This is a genomic window from Atopobium fossor DSM 15642 (assembly GCF_000483125.1).
Taxonomy (GTDB): domain Bacteria; phylum Actinomycetota; class Coriobacteriia; order Coriobacteriales; family Atopobiaceae; genus Atopobium; species Atopobium fossor.
Map to the genome: position 1 here is coordinate 885,214 of NZ_KI519553.1, position 24,067 is coordinate 909,280.

Annotated in this window: 22 protein-coding genes and 1 tRNA gene; 2 read left to right on the forward strand and 21 right to left on the reverse strand. The window is 45.5% G+C overall.

Annotated elements, in window-relative coordinates; translation table 11 throughout:
- Positions 1 to 140 precede the first annotated feature (140 nt).
- Together G469_RS0106900 and G469_RS0106905 are read left to right on the forward strand one after the other, a co-directional pair.
- Positions 141 to 434 carry a rhodanese-like domain-containing protein gene (locus G469_RS0106900; protein WP_028264425.1) on the forward strand — a complete coding sequence of 98 codons (294 nt, stop codon included), beginning with the start codon at positions 141 to 143 and terminating at the stop codon, positions 432 to 434.
- Between the two features lie 260 nt (positions 435 to 694).
- Positions 695 to 2,248, forward strand: a complete 1,554-nt coding sequence (locus G469_RS0106905) for a YfcC family protein (protein ID WP_028264426.1) — start codon at positions 695 to 697, stop codon at positions 2,246 to 2,248.
- 194 nt (positions 2,249 to 2,442) lie between these two features.
- Here G469_RS0106905 and G469_RS08685 read toward each other — a convergent pair whose 3' ends face one another.
- The 21 genes from G469_RS08685 to rapZ form a co-directional block, all read right to left on the reverse strand.
- Positions 2,443 to 4,065: an ABC transporter ATP-binding protein gene (locus G469_RS08685; protein WP_084522335.1), complete on the reverse strand. Its 1,623-nt coding sequence runs from the start codon at positions 4,063 to 4,065 to the stop codon at positions 2,443 to 2,445.
- Complete coding sequence (locus tag G469_RS0106915; RefSeq protein WP_169726184.1) at positions 4,050 to 4,733, reverse strand: energy-coupling factor transporter transmembrane component T family protein; 684 nt, start codon at positions 4,731 to 4,733, stop codon at positions 4,050 to 4,052. Before G469_RS0106915 ends, G469_RS08685 begins: the two co-directional genes overlap by 16 nt.
- Before the next feature lie 28 nt (positions 4,734 to 4,761).
- Complete coding sequence (locus G469_RS0106920; RefSeq protein ID WP_028264428.1) at positions 4,762 to 5,376, reverse strand: MptD family putative ECF transporter S component; 615 nt, start codon at positions 5,374 to 5,376, stop codon at positions 4,762 to 4,764.
- Positions 5,377 to 5,460: 84 nt separating this feature from the next.
- Positions 5,461 to 6,219, reverse strand: a complete 759-nt coding sequence (locus G469_RS0106925; protein WP_028264429.1) for an anti-sigma factor antagonist — start codon at positions 6,217 to 6,219, stop codon at positions 5,461 to 5,463.
- 37 nt (positions 6,220 to 6,256) lie between these two features.
- Positions 6,257 to 8,506, reverse strand: a complete 2,250-nt coding sequence (locus tag G469_RS0106930) for a GAF domain-containing SpoIIE family protein phosphatase (protein ID WP_051353822.1) — start codon at positions 8,504 to 8,506, stop codon at positions 6,257 to 6,259.
- 75 nt (positions 8,507 to 8,581) lie between these two features.
- Positions 8,582 to 8,671, reverse strand: a tRNA-Leu gene (locus tag G469_RS0106935).
- A gap of 113 nt (positions 8,672 to 8,784) precedes the next feature.
- Positions 8,785 to 9,210 carry a hypothetical protein gene (locus G469_RS0106940; protein WP_028264431.1) on the reverse strand — a complete coding sequence of 142 codons (426 nt, stop codon included), beginning with the start codon at positions 9,208 to 9,210 and terminating at the stop codon, positions 8,785 to 8,787.
- A gap of 45 nt (positions 9,211 to 9,255) precedes the next feature.
- Entirely contained in the window at positions 9,256 to 9,516 is a 261-nt protein-coding gene (locus tag G469_RS0106945) for a hypothetical protein (protein WP_028264432.1), read from the reverse strand.
- 288 nt (positions 9,517 to 9,804) lie between these two features.
- The gene (locus G469_RS0106950; protein ID WP_407637652.1) at positions 9,805 to 10,845 is read right to left on the reverse strand and encodes an ABC transporter ATP-binding protein; all 1,041 of its coding nucleotides are present in this window, start codon (positions 10,843 to 10,845) and stop codon (positions 9,805 to 9,807) included.
- Positions 10,845 to 11,933, reverse strand: coding sequence for an ABC transporter ATP-binding protein (locus tag G469_RS0106955; protein WP_028264434.1), 1,089 nt, complete (start codon positions 11,931 to 11,933; stop codon positions 10,845 to 10,847). The genes G469_RS0106950 and G469_RS0106955 overlap by 1 nt, the downstream gene beginning before the upstream one ends.
- A gap of 1 nt (position 11,934) precedes the next feature.
- Entirely contained in the window at positions 11,935 to 12,873 is a 939-nt protein-coding gene (locus G469_RS09105) for an ABC transporter permease (protein WP_028264435.1), read from the reverse strand.
- 12 nt (positions 12,874 to 12,885) lie between these two features.
- Positions 12,886 to 13,926: an ABC transporter permease gene (locus G469_RS09110; RefSeq protein ID WP_028264436.1), complete on the reverse strand. Its 1,041-nt coding sequence runs from the start codon at positions 13,924 to 13,926 to the stop codon at positions 12,886 to 12,888.
- 178 nt (positions 13,927 to 14,104) lie between these two features.
- Entirely contained in the window at positions 14,105 to 15,739 is a 1,635-nt protein-coding gene (locus G469_RS0106970; RefSeq protein ID WP_028264437.1) for a peptide ABC transporter substrate-binding protein, read from the reverse strand.
- Positions 15,740 to 15,974: 235 nt separating this feature from the next.
- On the reverse strand, positions 15,975 to 16,223 hold the full coding sequence (gene secG, locus G469_RS0106975) for a preprotein translocase subunit SecG (RefSeq protein ID WP_028264438.1): 249 nt from the start codon (positions 16,221 to 16,223) through the stop codon (positions 15,975 to 15,977).
- 114 nt (positions 16,224 to 16,337) lie between these two features.
- Entirely contained in the window at positions 16,338 to 17,897 is a 1,560-nt protein-coding gene (gpmI, locus tag G469_RS0106980) for a 2,3-bisphosphoglycerate-independent phosphoglycerate mutase (RefSeq protein WP_028264439.1), read from the reverse strand.
- Complete coding sequence (gene tpiA, locus G469_RS0106985; RefSeq protein WP_028264440.1) at positions 17,897 to 18,661, reverse strand: triose-phosphate isomerase; 765 nt, start codon at positions 18,659 to 18,661, stop codon at positions 17,897 to 17,899. Before tpiA ends, gpmI begins: the two co-directional genes overlap by 1 nt.
- A complete protein-coding gene (locus tag G469_RS0106990; protein WP_028264441.1) occupies positions 18,654 to 19,847 on the reverse strand; it encodes a phosphoglycerate kinase in 1,194 nt (397 codons plus the stop codon). Before G469_RS0106990 ends, tpiA begins: the two co-directional genes overlap by 8 nt.
- Positions 19,848 to 19,947: 100 nt before the next feature.
- The gene (gene gap, locus G469_RS0106995; RefSeq protein WP_028264442.1) at positions 19,948 to 20,973 is read right to left on the reverse strand and encodes a type I glyceraldehyde-3-phosphate dehydrogenase; all 1,026 of its coding nucleotides are present in this window, start codon (positions 20,971 to 20,973) and stop codon (positions 19,948 to 19,950) included.
- Positions 20,974 to 21,183: 210 nt separating this feature from the next.
- Positions 21,184 to 22,128 (reverse strand): DNA-binding protein WhiA, encoded by a 945-nt coding sequence (whiA, locus tag G469_RS0107000; protein ID WP_028264443.1) that lies wholly within the window; start codon positions 22,126 to 22,128, stop codon positions 21,184 to 21,186.
- Positions 22,106 to 23,152 (reverse strand): gluconeogenesis factor YvcK family protein, encoded by a 1,047-nt coding sequence (locus G469_RS0107005; protein ID WP_028264444.1) that lies wholly within the window; start codon positions 23,150 to 23,152, stop codon positions 22,106 to 22,108. Before G469_RS0107005 ends, whiA begins: the two co-directional genes overlap by 23 nt.
- A gap of 12 nt (positions 23,153 to 23,164) precedes the next feature.
- Positions 23,165 to 24,061, reverse strand: coding sequence for an RNase adapter RapZ (rapZ, locus tag G469_RS0107010; protein ID WP_028264445.1), 897 nt, complete (start codon positions 24,059 to 24,061; stop codon positions 23,165 to 23,167).
- Between the last annotated feature and the right edge of the window lie 6 nt (positions 24,062 to 24,067).

The window sequence follows — 24,067 nt, forward strand, 5'->3', positions numbered from 1 at the left end:
AACACAAAATCGAGGTACGCCCTGTAAAGGAAACGGCCTCGATTTTTATATAACCTGCCATTTTTGATAAGCTTTCATAAGCCAGTACTATAAAACATCAACACTTTTATTCACTTGATAGCATGCACAAAGGAGCTTAGATGAAGTCCATTAGTATGGCAGCATTTGCTCAGTTACCCCAAGATATCATCAATGTCATAGATGTGCGTGAAGTTCTTGAATACAAGTTGGGACATATTCCTGGTGCTGTAAACATGCCCTTATCAGGTTTACAAACAAGCTATACCAAACTCGATCCTGCAATCTCCTATTACTTAGTCTGTCGCTCAGGCAGTCGCTCTGGCAAAGCTGCACAGTTTTTGGCTATACGGGGCTATGATGTCACTAATGTAGAGGGTGGAATGCTTGCATGGAAGGGTGCTGTTCAGCGATAAACTCAACATATCTGCAGGACTTCTTGGTGGACTCTGCACAAAAACCAAAGCAGTTCAAAATTTCTTTTACATCAAATGACGGCTCAATGCAACTATTGAGCCGTTTTTGTTATTCACGGAATTTTAGGGGCCGTTCACAAATAAAAAAATATGTTAATAAGCAACACGAGTATTATTTCCAAATTGTTACGAAAGGTTTTTATTAGTGGCTGACACGCACAAAAAACGTGCCGGCTTCGTTTTGGAGAAAGGAATAAAAAATGGCCGACGAAGCCACTCTTACCGAACAAAGTTCTCCGGAAGAGCCTAAGCACAAAAAGTTTAAGCTCCACTTCCCAACTGCAATTACCGTGCTGTTTATTGTAATGATTTTTGCACAGGTTCTTACTTTTGTGGTGCCAGCTGGTAATTATTCCAAGCTGCAATACAACGAAGATGCCAATGTTTTTGTCATTACACACCCTGACGAGACAACCGAGGATATGGCTGCTACGCAAGATACCCTTACTCAACTGGGCATCTCGGGCAAAATTGAGGACTATACCAGTGGAGCAATCTCAAAGCCTGTAGCTATTCCTAATACCTACGAAAGACTTGATGCACGTCCACAGGGTGTAGTTGAATTTTTACTTGCCCCTATCTCGGGCGTTTACGACACCATTGACATTATTTTGTTTGTCTTTATCTTGGGCGGTTGCATTGGTGTTCTTAACAAGATTGGTGCTTTGAATGCCGCCGTATTTGCCCTCTCCCGTCTTACCAAAGGCAAGGAATTTATTCTGATTATTGTCTTGTCTCTTCTTATGATTGTGGGTGGCACTACCTTTGGCTTAGGCGAAGAAACTATTGCGTTGTATCCCATTTTGATGCCAGTCTTTTTGGTAGCAGGCTATGATGCAATGACTTGTATTGCCGTAATTTTTGTTGGCGCATCTGTTGGCACCATGTATTCCACCCTTAATCCCTTTGCTATTGGCGTTGCCACCAAGGCTGCTGGTATTAACATGGCCGAGCAGATGAACTGGCGTTTTATTGCCTTAGTTATTGGTTCTGTCATGGCTATTGCCTATGTATTGTGGTATGCCCACAAAGTACGTAAAGATCCTTCTCAGTCTGTTTGCTATGACATGAAGGACAAGATTGAAGAACGCTGGGGTGGCCAGGGTGAAGTCCTTGAGTTTACTGGCAGGATGAAGCTTTCTTTATTGGTATTCCTTGGTGCCTTTATTGTTTTGGTTTGGGGCATTGTTGCTCAGCAATGGTGGTTTGATAACATGACTGCTGTTTTCTTGGCAGCAGCTGCAATTCTTGCGTTTACCTGTGGCCTTTCCGAGGAAAACTTCATGGACACCTTTATTGAAGGCGCAGCAGATCTTATGAGTGTTGCATTGGTTTGCGGTGTTGCACGTGCTGTTAACATTCTTTTGGAAAACGGTCTGATTTCCGACACTATTCTTAACTACTTCTCTGGTGTAGTAAATGGTATGAGTCCCATGATCTTTATTGTGGTCATGCTGCTTGTATACATTGTTTTGGGCTTCTTTATTAACTCTTCTTCTGGCCTAGCAGTGCTGTCCATCCCCATCATGGCTCCTTTGGGTGACGCTGTTGGTGTATCGCGCGCTGCCATTATCGCCGCATACAATTATGGTCAAGGTCTTATTTCTTACATAACCCCAACGGGTCTGATTTTGGCCTCGCTTGCCATGGTTGATGTTCCCTTTAGTCGTTGGCTTAAATTTATTACCCCGCTGTTGATTGCAACTGTTGCACTCAATGCCTTACTGCTCATTGCGCAAGTTGTTTTTGGCTAAGCACATGGTTAACTAAAGGAACACGTCTCCTAACGCAGCTACTAAGCCTTTTATCTACAAAACAGCGACAGAGAACTCTCTGTCGCTGTTTTTTACCGCACTACTTCTTTAGGATGAACGTGTCCTTTGTATCGCAACGGATAGCATCTGCACCAACAAAGACAAGCTTCTTGAAAGCCTTATATTGCTACAGTTCAAGCACCCGCCATAAACGCATGGATACGCTGTTCATTGCCAGATACAGCTACCATGTGTGTATCATGCTCGCTACACAGCAAGCAATGCGTGCATGCTTTCATAATGAGTTCGGTATCATGGGTAATTACCATAACAGCACTGGTTTGTGCACATACAGCAATAAGCTCTGCCAAACAACTCATGCGTTTATAATCCAAGCCTGCTGTAGGCTCATCAAATACAATCAGCTTATGAGGCTCCATCAGCGCTGCTCCCACTACCAAGCGCTGCTGCTCTCCTCCAGAAAGCATTTGAGGGTGTTCAAGACGTTGCTCCCATAAATCTATCTTTTTGAGTAAGTACGCAGCACGCTCACAGCTACGTTTGTCACGCCTGCCTTGGAGCAGCTCTTCCTCCACCGATTCAAAAAATATTTGGTTTGCTGCTTCTTGCATAACATAAAAACTTGCAGCATTACGCGTTCTCCCATTATTTCCCCAACTCGTAACTAGTGATGTATTAGCCGGAATTAAGCCGCATAACTGTTTTGCCAGCGTAGACTTACCCACACCATTAGAACCAACCACCGCAAGAACCTGACTTTGCAACAAATCAAAACCAACATCCTGCATGAGCTGCGTGCGCTTCCAAAAATGATGCTGCACAAACACATCAAGCCTCCGCACAAACTCTCGAGAAACCCCTATAGCTGGTACAGCATCTACAGATTGTGTGGTTTGAGCTACGATCTGCATTTGTGCATGAGTAGCCAGCATTGGTGTCGCTGGCGCAGCAACCTGCGCTATGAGGCTTTTCTCGTCAAACGCGCGAAGATGAAGACGCTGTGCAAGATCTTGATGTAACTGCTCTGGCCCATACACACCCTCAACGGTTCCCTCTTGCATAACAACTAACTGGTCAAGGATGTGTGTAAGATAAAACAACCTATGCTCTGCCACGATAATGGTTTTACCAGCTTGTTTAAGTTTGACCAACATCTGTGCCAACTGCAGCGTAGATGCATAATCTAATGACGCAGAAGGTTCATCCATGACAATAACGTCTGGTTGAGACACTAAAACCGATGCAATAGCTACCTTTTGACGCTCTCCGCCAGACAGCTCCAACACACTTCGATTTTTAAGATGAGTAATACCCAAAAATGCAAGTATCTGTTCTACACGCTTTTGTAGTTCTTCACGCTCAATACCCAGATTCTCCCCAGTAAGAGCAATCTCATCTTCTACGGTAGTAGACAAAAACTGACTCCGCGGATCTTGGAACACCAGACCTAAACAGGCTGCCATTTCGCCTGGTGCATAATCATGAGTATCACGACCTAATACGCGCACATTACCCTGTAATCTGCCTTCAAAAAAATCTGGATATAAACGACAAATGAGCCTAAGCAGCGTAGTCTTACCACAACCAGAAAGACCTGTTAAAACCGTCAAACTTCCGCGCTTAATACATAAATGCACATCATGTAAGGCTAAATCTGCTGTATTGAGAATAGGCGCTTGAACAGCATCGCTTTTCTCGGTAGATGTGTACTTAAACGAGTCAATATGAGCTTCAATAGCAAACTGAGGTTCAGAAGCACCCTGAGCAGAAAAAGCCTCAGTTAATACCCCAGCCATAGCAACACCCCCATAGATGCGTATGCAAACGCTATGCACGCAAAATCGCGCATCCTAAAACGAACGTTTCGATAGTTGGTTTTAGCACAGGGATACTCAATGCCTTTAGTAATAATTGAGCAGGTCATTGTGTTGGAAACGTCAATAGACTGAAAAAGTAGCGGTACCATATGGTGCTCAAAATAGCGCAAAGGATGTGTAAACAAACGTGCTAGACCACGAATCTTAAGCGCCATCCGCAATGCAGCCATCCGCGCATGCATCTGCGACAAATAGCACCAAAACACCGTTAACCCCACACAAAGCCACTGGGGCAAGCGCATGCTACGACAGGCACTCAACAGTTCAGATGCGCTGTATGTTGTTAGTATTTGCGCTATTACTAACATAGGCAACATGCGAAACATAATAACCAGCATGCCCATAATGGAGTGAAACATCATACTTGCGTGTGACAACCCCATAAGTACCACAAACAGCAGTGTGCAAAGGCCTACCACCACAAGCAAGTGAGGTACGCGCGCAGGCGCTTGCCATAGCAAAAGTACTACCGATAAGAGCAAACATCCTGCAAATCCCCAGCTACCCAGCAGCGGAATCATAAACGACTGCACCACAACAATGGCTGCAAGCGTAAACGGATTCAAGCGAACTGATATCGTCCTCATATTATGTATCATCACGAGCTACGTTGTACTACTCACTCGGTACTTGCTCGTCTAGAGCACTTTGTAGGCGCTTACCCGAGAAATACTTTGTATCGATAAAGAACGCCAAAGCCACACCAAGCAAAGAAGCAACAATCTGAATGGCAATTACGATAAGCACGTTAAGCGGATTGAAGTAGAAGTTAGCAGTAATCTGAGCCAACTCTGCTGTAAACATAGCTGGGAACTGATTGACTAAGCCAGCAGCACCATAATACAAAACAAAAAACATGCCGTGCAAAGACTCAAACAGTGTTGACACAATAAAAGATATGCCTATACGTTTATTGTCATGTATGCCCTCACCAAGCAAGATAAGCTCGGATAGGATGGCAGCACCTATATACACCACCGTCATAGGAGCTAGACCCATCAATAAATAAACAATTCCTGGCACAAGATAAAAGATACCTGCAACGCCATGAGCGGGAACTTTCTTAAGAAGCACTACATAAATGGGAGCGCCCAAGATGGTTGCAAAAGATACATTGAGGTAAAACGCACCAATAGTGCCAAACACAGTCACAGCCATGCCAGCACCCAGCATTACAATAAAACCAATAACTGCAAATACTGCTGCAGTAATTATATTTTTAAGAGACATATCTACTCCTTATAGTATTAGTTAGTTATAGCTAACTATAAAAAGTAGACAAAAACTTTGTCAATATACAATCAAAACAAATTATTAAACGCGTGGAAGCTCGCAGTACTTAAGTAATTTTTCCATGTGCACAACCGTACCGCTACCACTTTGCTTTTTTTGAATGGATACAGAGTCTACAAGCATACGCATAAGCTTAATGCCACGACCACGTTCTTCACTACCAGTCTCTGATACCGCATCTTCGCTATCTGCCAGAGCATATCCACAACCACAGTCGCTTACTTCAACCACTACACGATCTGGATATGTAGCCAGCGTAAGATAAATACAATCATCATTACAGTGAGAATGATCAATAGCATTACCCAACGCCTCACCAGCTGCCAATGTCATGTCAAAGATGTCATCACCGGAAAGACTTACACGCTCTAACATGCTTGCAGCCCACTTACGAGCTTCAGAAAGCTTGTTAGGGTATACAATCATGGAACTTTGCCATACGGGGTGCACAGAAGCATCTAGAACGGGCACCGTAACCTTTTTGCCAGCTAAAGACACTGGAATAACATCTACAACACAGGCAATACACAACGCGCGGTAGACACTATCCGAAACAGATTCGAGCGAAATCAAGCCACCTGCTCTTCTCATCCGGCGCATCTCATAAAACAGCATGGCCATACCTGCAGAATCCACGTATGCCACATCCGACATGTTAATGATGATGCGTTTACAGCCACCCTCAATCAGGTTGTCGATGGTTGTGCGTGCCCGAGGCGTAGATACTACGTCTAAATCTCCAGAAAGAGGCAGGACTACGATGTCAGCTTTGTGTGTCATATACGCCTTGTTCCCAAACAAAGCCAGCTACAAACAGTTATTGCTCGCCAATTTGCGTAAACGTAAGCTCCACCATAGCAACGTCATCTTCTAATCTACGTGCTGTGTAACGATCCAATGTTTCAAGCAAGCGGTTAAGCATTCCCTCACTGCCACGCATAGCTTCACGCAGGGTTGCTTCCTGTAAGTTGCGCTCGCCAAAGAAAACGCCTTCGGGATTACGTGCTTCGGTCACACCATCGGTATACAACAACAAGGTATCACCTTGCCCTATGTTTACCTGGCCATCTCGGTAACTCATCTCTTCAAACGCACCTACTACACCGGACTGCACATCTAACACATCAAGTGTTTGCGTACCTGTTCGAACTAACAATGCAGGAGGATGTCCTGCCGAACAATAGGTAAGCTTGCCCCGAGCTAAATCGATGACACCTACAAATAAGGTAGCAAACGTCTCTAGCCTAGAAAACCCCAACAAAAATCGATTAAGAGTGCGTACCATACGTGCAGGATTAAGACCTTGCCACGCATAGGCGCCTAATGCCGTTTTAACCGCAGCAGAAACCGATGCCGCTTCCACACCATGTCCTGATACATCACCTAAAATGACGCAAGCACGATGTCCCGGCAAACGAATTAAATCGTAAAAATCTCCACCAACAAAGGCATCAGCTGTTGCAGAAGAATAAATACCATCTGCAAAAATACCTTCGACCTTTTGTAATTCATTGCGCATACCCAGCTGAAGAGCCTGCGCAATACGTTTATCATTGGTACGTGCCTTTGCACTTGCCAAGCCATCCTTGAGCGTTGTACTCACATTACGCAAAAACGCAATCTCTATGTCCTCAAGCGGTTCATACTCATCGGAACGCAATGCCAAATATGCCCAGTTCTTCTTAGCTAACGTACCCACATACACAAAGGCACCACGGTTTTCTACACCCTGGTCTTCCAACCATGCAGACAACTTATTACCTGCCACTGTACTCATAAGTGATGTTGCAGCTACTTCATCTATAGAACTCAATTCACAAAGCTCTGAAAGCTGTACAGGTAAGCTACCTATAAGCCTATGAGCGTCATTAGTGGGATAGACGCTTAGCATTCCATCCTCTGAAACTTCCAACGGAATAAAGCGCGTTTCTATTTGCTCGCAGGCACTACGGAACATCTCTCCCACATCTGCACCCGTAAAACTATCTTTATCTGACATACGATCATGTAAGCTCGATACAAAGCCGTCCAAACGAGCTCTGTGCTGCGTACGGAGGTCAGTAAGTGCACCCATTAGCTGTACGGATAAATACTGTGCCACCGAGTCCAACAGGCGTGCATCATCACGTCTGAGCGATCTAGAGCGTTCCCAGCCCACTACAATCAGAGCAATTACACGCTCTGCAAACCATACGGGCACTAAAATACTACTCGCAAAGGGAAACAGTGCTCGTACGGAAATACTAAAGGTCTCGTTTGTCTCCTCATTAAGCACCCTGCGCATATGAAAGTTCTGGGCGCGTAAATCCTCTTTTTCTGGCGATAAAAGCTGCACACGAATTGCCTTACCAGCAGCAATAGCGTGTAGCTCCATTCCCTCACCTAACGATAAATACTTGGGGACACGTAAGGTTTCCATGGAGGCTGTAGTGCCGCGCAACACTAAGCCATCGGATTCTGCCAGATACAAAAGCGTGCCCGTTGCCTCCATAGTGTCACGTAGCTGTTCCAATACGTTGGTAAACAACGTAGCAACATCGCTCCAGTCCAAAGTCTCCAACACAATGTTAAGCACACCAGAAAGTCTACGATTAGCTCCGCGCAGTTCACTTACAAGCTCGTTAGTTTGTTCATTGCCTGAACCGGCTAACAACGAAGAAGGCTCCATAATGAGTAAATAATTATTACCTGGAGCGCTAATTTCATCGCAACGTATAGTAAGAAAGACATCACCTCCGTTGCTGTGGCGTGCAACGACTGAGCACGTAGAGCCATCAGTAGCAAAAGGCGGAACAAACGTTGCGACAGTAGCTTGAGATCCCAATGACTGGGCAGGATACATAAATTCATCCACACGACGTCCGATAAGAGAGCGTACACCCAGCATATGAGCTGCGCGCTCATTAGAAAAAAGCACAACGCCCGTGCTTGCAAAAACAATGACTCCATTAGAGGTAATGTCAAGCATGCGTGCCAAAGTAGCAGGTGCTGTTATGCCCGAACCAACAGAATAGGCACGCTCAATACTTGTAGAGGGATAAGAATCAGTCTGGAAATCTTCTGACATGCGACACACCCCGTATCCCATCGCACAAAGCGATATAAAAAAAGCCCCTGCGGGGCTCTTATCTACTTTTAACGCTGGTGTCGGAGGCGGGACTTGAACCCGCACGACCGTTGAGTAGTCACTAGCACCTCAAGCTAGCGCGTCTGCCAATTCCGCCACTCCGACGTGCGTTACAGCAAGAAGTAATATAACACATGCTCTTGCTTATGCAAACAATAATTTTGATAATTTCTGTGATTAACGCTTTGAACATTCTAAGAAAGGATTGTCCCTACACACTAAGCTAAAGTGCGTATCTCTGCATCAAGCCTAGCAACAATCTCAACAACTGACATTCTAAAATCTTTGAGTTCCCTAAGGGATTGTTTAATTTCACTCTGAACGCGCACATCAGTAAAAATGTTATCAAACCAAATATCAAACATACCGTCAGTCACAGTATCGCTTATCTCGTTAGGTAGATACATGTTTACATCTTCAAGCTCTTTATTAAGCGTGTGCAATGAAGCAGATAACCCTCTAATATCACTATTAGCATCCTTGATTTTCTCGCGCTTAATAAAGCTAGAAAATGTTCCTCCACCCAATATGTCAAATAATCCCCAAGAAGAAGCGCTATCCAAAGAAGAAATAGCATTATCTATTCTGGCAATTACATTAAGCGCCGCAGTACGCGCCTCTTTAAGCTCTTTGAGCCTGTCCATTTATATCCCTTGCCTCGCAAAATAAATTCATTCAGATAGTTTTCCCTAAGTAAAGTATAGAAAAATCGTAAACATCAAAGAAAGAAATGCAACAACATACACCCACTTTTTATGAAGAAGATGCGCGGCAATAAAAAAGTAAACTGTAGTTAACGCAGGATACAAAACCATAACAATAGTGCTACTCCCTTGAAATCCAAAGAAATTAACCAAAATAAGGGAAATAGCTCCAGCGATTAAACAATCGGCATATAGTAAATACGTCAATACCTTTTTAACATCGTTCTGCTTAACATCAGCAAACATATAATCATCTCCCCCAGTACATACCACACCAGAAACCAAATGATTAAAGTAGACTCTTTCCTATCTTTGTTATATTACTAACAACTTATTTTACAAGAACTTTTTCCACAAATGGTAGCAATTTTTGTTTGAGCGCCTTCACATTACTTCTTTTACTGCAAGAAATACTACTGCATATCAAATAAAAATATCTCTCATTGGATACAAAAAACGAGGTAGTAAATCTACCTCGCTTCTTGATTACAAAACTTTTTTATAGCTAAACTTTTACTCTCTTAGCATATCCTTTTAAAGCTCAATCGATGCATCCTTAATAGGATTGACTGATGCAAAGTGACACGCACAGAAATGTTTCTTGCCTACCTCACGGAACTCAGGCATGGGCTCTTGTCCACAAATATCCTGAGCAATGGGGCAACGTGTATGGAAACGACAACCCGCAGGAGGATCAATAGGTGAAGGTACATCGCCGCGCAAAATAATGCGCTCACGCGTACGCTGAATGTCAGGATCAGGAATGGGTACTGCCGATAAAAGCGACTGCGTGTAAGGATGCTGAGGAGCATCGTAAAGTGTTTTCCAGTCTGCAGTCTCCATCATGTTGCCCAGATACATTACGGCTACACGGTCAGAAATGTGCTGAACGACTGAAAGATCATGAGCAATAAACAAGTAGGCTGTACCATACTCTTTTTGGAGATCCGTAAGCAGGTTGAGCACCTGTGCCTGGATAGAAACATCCAAAGCAGATACAGGCTCATCACAAATAATAAGTTTAGGCTTAAGGGCAAATGCACGTGCAATGCCAACACGCTGACGCTGACCACCAGAAAACTCATGGGGATAGCGGTTGATGTGCTCGGGATTAAGGCCTACAACATCGAGTAAATTACGTACGTAGTCAATACGCTCTTCCCTACTGGGCATGACACCGTGAATGAGCAGAGGTTCGGAGACAATCTCACCAATGGTCATACGTGGGTTAAGAGAGGCATAGGGATCTTGGAAGATGAACTGCATGTTGCGACGCATTTCCTTAAGGCCAGCCTTGTTAAGCTTGCCAACATCCTTGCCATCAAACACAACCTTACCACTGGTAGGCTGAGTTAAATGCATGATGCAGCGACCTGTAGTTGACTTACCGCAACCAGACTCACCAACCAGACCAAAGGTTTCGCCAGGCCAAATGTCAAAAGAAACATCATTTACTGCGTGAACACGCTTCTTGTTCATACGACTAGCAAGAACGCCAGACTCTACAGGAAACTCTTTAGTAAGGTGCTCCACATGAAGGAGAGGCTCGCCGACATGCTTATCTACCATGGCCATTACTCCTCCTCTCCCTTGTTAGCACTACGAGAAGTCTCGGGTGCATTCTTTGCAACAAAATCTGCGTCACCAGCAAAGTGACAACGAGAATAGTGACCAGTTTCGGTCACATGCAACTCAGGCTTTTGCGTACGACACAAATCCGTTGCATAAGGACAACGGGGTGAGAAGGCACAGCCCTCGGGCACATGAACCAATGAGGGAGGATTACCGTGAATGGGCGTAAGTTCGCTCTTCTCGTCAACCGCAGGTTTAGGAATAGAACGAACAAGACCCCAAGTATAAGGGTGTAGTGCATTATAAAAAATCTCGTCTGCGGTACCAAACTCAACAGGTGAACCCGCATACATAACCATGATCTTGTCGGCCACATCTGCCACAACACCCAAATCATGCGTAATCATGATAATGGCGTTGCCATTCTCTTCCTGCATACGCTTCATGAGCTCAACAATCTGAGCTTGAATGGTTACGTCCAAAGCTGTGGTAGGCTCGTCCGCAATCAAAATGTCAGGATCGCAAGCCAAAGCCATTGCAATCATAACGCGCTGACGCATACCACCAGAAAACTCATGAGGGTAACTCTTGAGACGCTCACGAGCATTAGGAATACCAACAAGCTCCAAAAGCTCAATAGCACGCTCATTTGCCTGCTGCTTGGTGTAGCCACGATGCAAACGAAGTCCTTCGCCCAGCTGACGACCAATGGTGTAAACAGGGTTAAGCGAGGTCATGGGGTCTTGGAAGATCATAGCAATATCGTTGCCACGAATGTGCTCCATCTCATGCTCAGACATCTTCAACAAAGACTTGCCACGATAGCGCACATCACCGCCCTCAATCTTTCCTGGAGGCATATCGATAAGACCCATGATGGTGAGGCTTGTTACTGATTTACCAGAACCAGACTCTCCTACTACACCTAAGGTCTCGCCACGGTCAAGCGTATAACTTACACCGTTAACAGCCTTTACCACACCATCTTGGGTGTGAAAATACATCTTTAGATCGTCTACCTCAAGCAGGTGATGACCTTCTGGTACGGGCTGAGTCTTAAGATCAACCCAGTTATCGTTCTTTTTAGCCATCTTATGCATCCTTCATCTTTACATCGAGTGCATCGCGCAAGCCATCACCCAACAAGGTGAAGGACAAAACGGTGGTGAGAATTGCAATACCAGGCATAACCATGAGCCAAGGTTGAGTTGCCAGATACACCTGGCCATCTTGAATCATAATGCCCCAAGAAGGATCTGGTGGAACAACACCCATGCCCAAGAAGGACAGAGCGGCCTCGGTAAGGATTGCACCACCAATATTCATAGTTGCATATACAACAATAGTTGCTACGGAGTTAGGAAAAATGTGACGAGCAACAATACGGAAATCAGATGCTCCCATAGCGCGTGCTGCATCTACATAGTCATTTTCCTTAACCGTAAGAATTGCCGAACGGAATACGCGAGCAATAGATGGCCAACCCAAAACACCAATAGCAACAAAGACGTTTTGAATACCAGGCCCAATAACAGCCAACAAGGCAATTACAAATAAGATGTACGGAAACGCGAGAAAGACATCTGCAAGACGCATGATAATCGTATCCCAGATACCACCATAGTAAGCAGCCATTGCTCCCATAAACAAACCAATGATGGTAGAAATAGCAGTTGCTAATAAACCAACAGAAAGCGAAATACGAGCACCATAAATTACACGGCTCAAAACATCGCGACCTAAGGTATCTGTACCAAAAGGATGCTCCAATGAAGGTGCAAGCCTGGAAACTGCAGCCATGTTGGAGGAGTCAGAAAATGTTGGACTACCCAAAACCTGAGGCACCCACAAGTCTGCACTAATGGCAATAACAACCATCAGAGCAATCCAAATCAGACCACCCATTGCAAGTTTGTTCCTACGCAAACGACCCCATGCATCGCCCCAAAGTGTACGAGCAGGAGCGGCTGCAGTGGACTCTTTTTGAGATTCAGATGCAACTTCAGTTGCTTGATTCTTCTCATCTGCCATGCTAAGTCCCTCCTAACCCTGGTCCTTAGGTGCGCCATACCTAATACGAGGATCAAGGAAGGCGTAGCTAACATCTACAAGCAAATTAATAACCATAACCAAAACTACGATGACGGTTACCGAACCCAAAACAATAGGCCAGTCACGCTGGGTAATTGCACGGTAGGTTTCAAAACCAACACCGGGCCAGTTAAATACTGTCTCGGTAAGGATGGCGCCTGCCATCATGCCACCAAAGTCCATACCAATATAGGTAACAACAGGGATGAGGGCATTTTTTAAAGCGTGGTGCAAAATTACACTACGACGAGAAAGACCTTTAGCACGAGCAGTACGAATATAGTCTTGGTTCATAACCTCAAGTAGCTGGGAACGCATGATACGAGCCGTATATGCAGTAGATACAGCAGCTAAGGTAAGAGCCGGAAGAATATAATAAACCCAACCTTGGAAGTCCGCATTTGGACCACCTGCACCAGAAATGGGCAAATAGACCGCTCCGCCGGTTACATTCTTAAGCGCAACACCAAAGATGAGCTGCAGTAACATACCAAACCAAAATGCAGGCATTGCAACCAGGATAGAAGTGACCAAAGTTACCAGTATGTCCCAGAATGAATACCGTTTAATTGCGGAAATCATACCAGCACCAATACCAATTGCTGCCTCAAGCAAAATAGCCACAATAGACAAGCGAATGGTGTAGGGGTACTTGGAAAGCAAAATACTTGTTACTGTCTGACCACTACGCTGATAGGAAGTACCCAAATCTCCATGGAGTAGATTGTTCAAATAGGTCACATACCGCTTCCACATAGGTGTAGGAATTGCGTTACCAGACTCATCTTTTAGAGCCTGACCATTTGCGTCAGTTTCAACCAAGCCATATGAAATGCGCAAGTTTAACTCAGTGACAGGATCAAGCTTTTTCTCTCCAGCCATAAGCTTGATAGGGTCACCAGGAACGATATTCTCCATCGCAAACAAGATAAGCGTCACACCAAGAAAGACTGGTATGAATTGGAGAATTCGCTTAAGAATGTACTTCCCCATACCTGGAATCCTTTTTTCCGCTATTAGGACACATACAAAAACAAACTACACAAGTATAGACACTAATCTATGCAAGAATTATGTGACATCTATGAGAAAATGTCATAGATGCGAAAGAAGGCAGGATACCGGCCATATGGTACCCTGCCTTACACAATAAAAGCAGTCTAAACAGCTGTTATGCCTGCATCTCTGCAGTAGCAAAATCACCCTTGTTAAGAGGATTGAAGTAGAAGTTGGCAACCTTTGAAGAACCAACATGGTTGTGAGAGTAATACACGATAGGAACAATAATTGCAAGATCACCAAGCTTCTTATTAATCTCGCGGTATGCCTGGCGACGCTTCTCCTCATCATTTTCCTGACGTGCTGCAAGAATGGCAGCATCAATCTCAGGGTCATTAAACTTGGAGTAATTATTCTCTGCCGTAGAGAAGAAGTTAGGATAAATGAAGTTATCCATTGTTGGGTAGTCTGCAGTCCAGCCTAAACGACCAAACTGAATGTCGCCATTACCCATCTTGGAGAGATAGGATGCCCACTCCATACCATCTTGAGTTACCTTAAATCCAACCTTCTCGAGGTCACCCTGAACGATGGTCATAAGATCCTCGTGGCCACCACCTGTATTGTAAGAAAGGGTAATCTCGGTGCCAGCAAGATTGTTGTCATCCATAATCTTCTTAGCAGCATCAAAATCATACTTGGAATATGCCCACTTATTAGCAGGATTATCGTCAATAAGGCTGGGGAACAAGCCATCTGCAGGGATACGAGCGCCCTCATACAGCGTATCAGCAATGTTTTGGCGATTAATAGCCAGAGAAATAGCACGGCGTACGTTTACGTCTGCCATAGTCTTATCATTAAGATTCATAACCAAGTAATACAGAGCTGCATTTGCACCAGTCAAAACCTGCTTACCAGCACTTACGGTATAGCCGTCATCAGACTTGCCATACTGACCCTCGGTCTCCTTAATGCGACCAGAAGGAATAGCGCAGAAGTCCATATTTCCAGCGGTGAACTCAGTAAAACCAGTGTTAGGATCCTTCTGGATGGAGAAGTTAATGCCATCAAGCTTGGCCTTCTCGCCATAGTAATCATCAAAACGTTTAACGTTGATGTACTGACCAGACTCCCACTTGCCATCCATCATGAAGGGACCATTACCAATAGGTGCAAGCAAAAATGCATCGGGATCATCCAAAGCTGCCTGAGGAACAGGAGCAAGACCTGGGTGGCAGGTAATATAAGGGAAGTCAGCAGTAGGCGCCGTAAGCTTAACTACAAGGGTGTTCTCGTCTGGACAAGTTACACCAGTAAGCTCGGTAGCAGTACCAGCCTTCATCTCTGTTGCACCAACAACAGGATCAAGGTGATAGGCAATCTCGGAAGGAGTCTTCATATTGGGATTGCAAATACGCTCCCAGCCACGCTTAAAGGAAGCAGCATCTACCTTATCGCCATTGTGGAACTTAGCACCCTTTACCAAGTGGAAGGTAAATTCAGTAGCGTCATCATTGACGTCCCAAGACTCTGCTGCCTTGCCCACAAGCTCTTTTTTCTTCCAATCAAACGCGGTAAGGGAGTCAAACAGAATGTGCTCAACCTGAGTACCTTCGGACTCTTGAGCGTTGTAAGGATCGATTGCTACAGGCTCGGAGAGATAGAACTTCATGGTTCCGCCAGACTTGCCAGAACCGCCACCTGCGTTAGAGTTATTCTTGCAAGCTGCCAGTGCGGTAAGAGCACTTGCTGCAAGGCCACCCTTAACAAAGGTACGACGACCAATCATGAGGTTGTCAGCCATGTGTCCTCCTTATAGCCCAATATAAGCGGAGCAACCAGTTTGCCCACAGGAACATATATTGGGTGCATTTAATACTTATTACACAATATAGGGAATTATTAGCTTTTTATAAAGTAATTTTGTTGGTATTGTTTCCAATTATTAACAAAACGCCTCCAAAAGGAGGCGTTTTTCTCATATATATGGAGTTTTTTGCATAAAACATGTGGTACGAGAAATGCAAAAAGACACTTTTTTAGAACGTACCCTGAGGGAAGGTGATAACAAAAATAAGGATGGTAACTACAAACACCACTGATGCAATAACTGTCAGACGATCCAGATTCTTCTCCCACACTCCTGAAGCAGCAGAAGAATTATACAGGGAGCTGGCAATCATGTCAGAAACACCGGTACCCTTACCGGAGTGCATGAGCACCAAAATAACTACTGCAAGAGCGGAAATTGCCCAAACAACCAGCAAAACAATGTTTAATGGACTCACGACTAAATCTCCTCAAATAACAATTTCATAAAAAAGCCGGCACTGCATGAGCGGTACCGGCTTTAAAAGCTTCACTCAACAATTGAGTAGCATAGCACATGAGCTGTGGAAAGACTACTCCTCCACAAGCACTCTACCTGTCATTTCTACAGGACGCTCTACACCCATCATTGCCAAAATAGTTGGAGCAAGGTCACACAGGCGGCCATCCTCAATATTGGCAAGTTTAGGCTGCTGGTCATCAACCACAATAAGAGGCACTCGATTGGTGGTATGAGAAGTAAACGGTAATTTGTTGCCATCTACTACGTCATACATGTGATCTGCATTACCGTGGTCTGCCGTAACAAGAGCAAAGCCACCCTTAGCCAAAATAGCAGGAATGATGTTGGATAGGCCATGATCTACCGCCTCGGTAGCCTTGGTAGCTGCTTCAACTACACCGGTATGACCAACCATATCGCAGTTTGCGTAATTAACTACATAAAAATCTGCCACATCGTTGTTGATTGCCTCAGTAAGTTTAGCAGTAACCTCAGGCTCGCTCATTTCAGGCTGTAAGTCATAGGTTGCAACTTTAGGAGACGGAATAAGAACACGAGTCTCCCCTTCCTTAGGCTCCTCTACCCCACCATTAAAGAAAAACGTTACATGAGCGTACTTCTCAGTCTCTGCAGTATGAAGCTGCTTGAGACCCTTACTTGCAAGCACATCTGCAAGAACGTTAGCAGGAACAGTCTTAGCGTAAGCCACTTGTACATCCAAGGTTGGATCATACTCGGTCATGGTAACAAAAGCAGCCAACTGAGGAATGCTTTTACGCTCAAAGCCTGTAAACTGCGGATCGGTAATGGCGCGCGTAATCTCGCGTGCGCGGTCGGGACGGAAGTTGAAAAAGACAACTGTGTCACCATCTACCAAGCCAGAAGTATCCAACACAAAAGGCTTTACAAACTCATCACCACGAGGATCCTGCTCGTAGTAAGCTTTTAAGCCATCTTCCGCAGAAGTAGCTGAAACGCCCTGCCCCATAACAATGGCGTTATACGCAAGCTCCTCGCGCTCCCAGCGATTGTCTCGATCCATGCCATAGTAACGACCAGAAACCGTAGCAATAGCAATATCATTACCATACTGAGCAGCGGTTTTATCGATAAATGCCTGGAAATCAACCATGAAGCCCGCGCCAGATTGAGGTGGAACGTCACGTCCATCCGTAAAGGCATCAATGCGAATGCGCTTTACGCCGCGCTCGGAAGCCATAGCAATAAGCGCTTCTGCATGCGCCATATCAGAATGAACGCCACCATTGGAGATAAGACCCATAATATGCAACGTAGAGCTATTAGCAATAACAGCATCCATTGCATCAACTAAAGCAGGATTCTCCTTGATAGAACCATCCTTAATGGCATTGTTAATCAAAGATAAAGACTGGTACACAATGCGGCCTGCACCAATATTAAGGTGACCAACCTCAGAGTTTCCCATTTGTCCATCGGGCAGACCAACGTCCTCACCCGAAGCGCCCAAGGTGGTACTGGGATACGTAGCCATCAGGCTATCCCAGTAAGGACGCTTTGCCAGAGAGACAGAGTTATCTGGGCCTGCTGGAGCAAGTCCACAGCCGTCCATGATAACAAGCATTGCTGGCCTACGTACTTTAGAACTCATTACATAACCGCCTTAACCATTGCGGCGAAGGAGTCTGCCTTCAAAGAAGCACCACCAACCAAAGCACCGTCTACGTCGTCCTTCTCGAGGAAGCCAGCTACGTTGTCGGGCTTAGCAGAGCCGCCATACAAAATGCGAATACCATCTGCAATCTGCTGGCCAAAAATCTCAACCAAGGTCGCACGAATTGCACCGCATACTTCTTGGGCGTCATCGGCAGTGGCTGTCTTGCCGGTGCCAATGGCCCAGATGGGCTCGTAAGCAATAACGTACTTGGAAGGATCGGTAATAGCCAAATCCTTGGTGTCCTTCTTAATTTGATCAACTACAAACTCTACGTGTTTGCCAGCCTCGCGAACCTCAAGAGACTCACCACAACAACTGATGGGCACAATGTTGTGCTCCATCAAAGCCTTGGCCTTCTTGTTAATGTCCTTATCGGTCTCGCCAAAATAACTACGACGCTCAGAGTGACCAATGATGCAGTAACCTACGCCAATATTAGTAAGCATGTCAGGAGCAGTCTCGCCGGTATAGGCGCCAGACTCTTCCCAGTACACATTTTGTGCACCCAGACCAAAATGAGCATTTTGCTGGTCAATGACCGTAGCAACGCCCTTAAGGTCTACCGTTGGAGGACACACTACAACATCTACATTGCCTGTGCCATCCTTTAATTCTTCAGCAAGCTCGCAAGCAAGCACCACACTTTCGGTGTAGGTCTTGTTCATCTTCCAGTTGCCAGCAATCATACGATTACGCATTAAGAAGCGCCTCCACTCCAGGAAGGGCCTTGCCCTCTACGAGCTCCATAGATGCACCGCCACCAGTGGAAATCCAGCTCATCTTATCTGCAAGGTTAAATTTATTAATAGCAGCTACAGAGTCGCCACCACCAATGATGGAGGTGCAGTCAGAGTCTGCAATTGCACGAGCAACAGCCTCGGTGCCGCCTGCAAATTGATCAAACTCAAATACACCCATAGGACCATTCCAGAAAACAGTCTTGGCAGCCTTAACAGCCTCGGTATACAGAGCAATGGTCTTGGGACCAATATCCATACCCATGCGATCCTCAGGAATTGCGTCAGAAGACACTACCTCACCAACAGCGTCCTCACCAAAGTGATCGGTTACCACGTTGTCAATAGGAAGCAAAATCTTGCAGCCCTTCTCCTGGGCCTTAGCAAGCATCTTGGCAGCAGGCTCAATCCAATCAGGCTCCTTCAAAGAAGTACCAACGGTCTTGTAACCCTTAGCCAAGAAGAAGGTATACGCCATGCCACCACCAATAATCAGAGTGTCAGCGGAATCAATCAGGTGGTCAAGAACACCAATCTTGCTGGAAACCTTAGAACCACCAACAATGGCCACAAAGGGACGCTCGGGTTCTGCAAAGATAGAAGTAAGCGTATCTACTTCCTTCTCTAACAAAAGGCCTGCCACTGCTGGAATGAACTCAGCTGGTCCTACTACAGAACCCTGAGCACGGTGAGCCGTACCAAAAGCATCCAAAACAAAGATGTCACCATAGGAGGCAAGCTTCTTGGCTACTTCAGGATCGTTCTTTTTCTCTGCCTTGAGGAAACGAACGTTTTCCAAAACCAAAATGTCACCAGGCTTAACCTCGGCTACTGCTGCTGCGGCCTTATCACCATATGTGTCATCGCAAAACGTTACATTAAAGCCGGTGAGCTCGGCGAGCTTATCGGCAGCAGGCTTTAGAGAAAGCTCGGGCTCAAAGCCAGTACCTGCAGGACGACCAAGATGGCTCATCAAAACAATACCAGCACCATGTTCCTTAAGGTAGCTAATGGTGGGAATAGCTGCACGAACACGAGTGTCGTCGGTTACTACGCCATCCTTCAGAGGCACGTTAAAATCTACGCGCATCAAAACGCGCTTGCCGTCTACATCAATATCACGGACGGTCTTTTTAGTAAAGGCCATATGCCCTCCTTAACGGGGATGTAAGCGAGACGCGGTCGCGGCTAAGAAAGCTGCAACCGCGTCCAACTAAAATTACCTAGTATTAAGAACTCGTGTGCACTTAAGCAACAAACTTCTCGAAGTACTTAATGGTGCGAACCATCTGAGAGGTATAAGAATTCTCGTTATCGTACCAAGAGGTAACCTGTACGAGGCTCTGACCATTGCCCAAATCCTGCACCATAGTCTGAGTAGCATCAAAGATGGAGCCGTGGGTATCACCAATAATGTCACGAGATACGATGTCATCCTCGTTGTAAGCAAAGGTTTCGGGGATGGTCTGCGAATAAGCCTTCATAGCTGCATTGACCTCATCTACAGTAACCTTCTTATCTACTACTGCGTAGAGGTTGGTAAGAGAGCCGGTAGGCGTAGGAACACGCTGAGCGGCACCAATAAGCTTGCCGTTGAGCTCAGGAAGAACCAGACCGATAGCCTTTGCAGCACCAGTAGAGTTAGGAACAATATTCTCTGCTGCAGCACGAGAACGACGGAAGTTGCCCTTACGCTGAGGACCATCAAGGGTCATCTGATCACCAGTGTAAGCATGAATGGTGGTCATGATGCCGGATACAATAGGTGCAAAGTCATTAAGACCCTTTGCCATAGGTGCAAGGCAATTAGTGGTGCAAGAAGCTGCAGAGATGATGTTGTCATCAGCGGTGAGCTCCTCATGGTTAACGTTAAATACAACAGTGGGAAGATCGCTGCCTGCAGGAGCAGAAATAACAACCTTCTTAGCACCAGCGTTAATGTGAGCCTGTGCCTTATCTTTAGAAGTATAAAAACCGGTGCACTCGAGAACTACGTCTACACCAAGCTCGCCCCAAGGAAGGTTATTAGCGTCTGCCTCCTTGTAAATGGTAATTTCCTTGCCATCTACAACGATGGAATTCTCGGTTGCCTCGATCTTGTGATCGCGAGAATAGTTGCCCTGAGTAGAGTCGTACTTAAGAAGGTATGCAAGCATCTCGGGGGAAGTGAGGTCATTGATTGCAACAATCTCGGAACCCTCGTGACCAAACATCTGGCGGAAAGCCAAACGACCAATACGACCAAAACCATTAATAGCAACCTTAACTGCCATGCTTTCTCCTTTCGAGGGACCTCGGCACGCTCCACTTGCGGCCGACCGGTCTCAACAATGGACTGTTCTCATAGTACCCTTATTGCACGAGGGCTTTCTCCAAAACGCATAATTTATGTAAAAATATGCTATCTACCTGCAAGTTGACTAGTAATTTATGGTCAAATTTTGCACAAGGTTTTTACGAGTACGCAACCCTTATACCGTTTTTTATGTCCCGTTTTCTGCTTTAAGCTTGCGTTCAATCTCTTGCAAACGAAGTAGGCGGTGGTACAGTGCAGACTTAGACAATGCAGGCGTACACTGCTGCCCCAAATCACGTAAAGACAGCTCCGGAAAATCACGGCGCAACTCACAAAACATACGAAGTGATGCAGGAAGCTTTTGAATGCCATAGTTCTTATCGATAAAATCGATAAGGTCTAACTGAGACGCTGCCGCATCGGTAGAGCGTGCTTGGTTGGCAATCTCGGCATTTACACGACGGTTAACATCATTTTTAAGAGACTTCATTTGTCGGACCTTGACCAGCGTACGACTCATACGACGCGCGCCCAGCATCAGTAAAAGTGCCACAATATCTTCGTAGCTTTTAAGATACAGAGCAAAGGCACCACGCCGATGATTAAGCCTTGCGTGGACCCCTCGCTTATTTACTAAATCTACTAGCTGATTTGCAAACTGATCTCCCGTCACTGCAATTTCTAGATGGAAATCTCCTCGTGGATCTGCGATAAAACCACCCGCTAAAAAAGCTCCGCGAATAAAGGCGTCACAACAGGCGGTATTAAGTAGCAAATCTTGATTGATTCCCTGTGCAAGGCTGCCTTTTGGCGTAAGAATTCCCATTTTGACCAGTGCGTCCTGCAAATGATCCTGCTCTGGAATCTCTATAAGATAGTTACGTGATTTATGCAAAATAGACTGACGAAACGTAAGCTTGGTCTTGAGATTAAATACGTCGTGCGTAAGCCCCAACACCATACGTGCAACGGCGCCCGTCTCGGTAGAAACACGAATAGAAAACCTGCCTGGTCCCCTAAAAGACAGCGTGCCACAAATACGAATAAGAGCAGCTAATTCAGCCATATCGGCCGCAGCAGACTTACGCTTAACGCGAGAAAGCTCATCTTTAACTTCTGCTGTAAATGACATGTGTCACCTCTTCTAACGGAACAGGGCACACTCCACGTAAAGCGTCTGCCAACTTATGAGGATTATGCACGCTTGGCATACCAGGAAGGTCAAAGTCACGCACTACAACCGTAGGTATGTGTGATTCTATATGTTCTACTATGGGTGCATCTACACGTACAGGGCGTGCGTTTTGTGCCGAAAAACCCAATGAATGAGCAGTAATTTGTTCTTGGGTAAGTGCCCTAAAACTTACCGTAGCAGCTCCCACACTTTCTTTGGTTTTGTGTAGCAGCACGGCATCTATACAACCACTTAAACCATGATTGATAAGTGCTTGAACATATTCATCTGCAGCAAGACCCCACGATTCATACTGCTCATCTGCCTTAGGACAGACAAATACACAACGTGCGGTACAGCTGTGCAAGGCCTCCAAAATACCTGGAACCAATAGATTGGGAATGATGGACGTAAAGAGCGAACCTGGACCTAATACTACAAGATCAGCCTGTTTAATTGCTGCAACAGCCTCAGGACATGCAGTAGGAGAAGCAGGCTCTAGCCACACTCGATCTAAGGTACAGGGTCCATGTCCAATAAAATCTTCTCCGCATATAACGCGACCATCCAGTGTTTTTCCTCGCAAAAGTACGTTATCCAAGGTAGAAGGCACAACTTTTCCCACGCAATGAAACATGTTCTCGCAAACATGAATAGCTTCCATAAATGAATTTGACTCGTCTGCCAAGATTGCAAGCAATAAATTGCCTAAAGCATGGTTAGATGCAAAAGGCAGGCGCCTCTGAAAAGAACGCACTAAGGCAGAGGTGGGATCTTGAGCTAGAGCCACTAGACAATTACGTATGTCTCCTGGTGGAATAGAGCTCATTTGTTGGCGGAGCAAGCCTGTAGAGCCACCATCATCTGCCATAGCAACAATGGCTGTAAGTGTGCAGTTAAACTGCCTAAGTGCACGGATAAGCTGGGACTGACCACTACCTCCCCCAATGCTTACTATACGCGGTATATGCAACGCATTCATCTTAGTAAGTTTCTAGTGAGTCTCGGCACGAGGCAAATCACGATGCGACAGGCTCACCTGATAACCATGAGCCATTAAATATCGAGCTGTCTGCGTGGCCAGGGTAACAGAACGGTGCTGACCTCCCGTACAGCCCACCGCAATAGAAAGCTGTGGCTTACCTTCGGATACATAGCCAGGCATAACCGAATCCAACAAGTTTTCCCATGCTGACAAAAACTTCTTGGTTTCCGGACGCTCTAACACAAAATCAGACACTTTTTTGTCTTGGCCCGTAAGTCTACGCATATCTGAATCGTAATAGGGATTGGGCAAAAATCGCACATCAATAAGGATATCTGCTTCTACGGGCATGCCATATTTAAAGCCAAACGAGAAAACATGTACCTCCATGAGCTGGGTATCGCTCAGCTCAGAATAGCGTGCACGAATCTTATTGCGTAACGTAGATGTACGCATCCTTGAAGTATCAAACACCATATCCGCACGATTGCGCACTTCTGCCAGCTGTTCTCGCTCACGACGAATGGCGTGAATGGTATCTTCACCCTCATTGGCAATGGGGTGCCTGCGACGACGTTCAGAAAAACGCCTACGTAAAACTTCATCCGAAGAATCTAAAAACATCAGACTATAACTAATCTCATGGTCCGTAAGACTATCCAGCTCATCTAACAGCTCATCAAACAGACCTTGGCTGCGTAGATCACATACAATAGCCAGATGACGACCAACTCCGCTATTAATACCTACAATTTTAGCCAGCGTAAGCATGAGCTCAGGCGGCAGATTATCAATAACGTAATAGCCAAGATCCTCAAAAATGTGCATGGCCTCAGTACGACCAGCGCCACTCATGCCAGTTATAACAACAACATCGGGGACTTCGGTTTTGCTTACGTTAGCCATATGCCC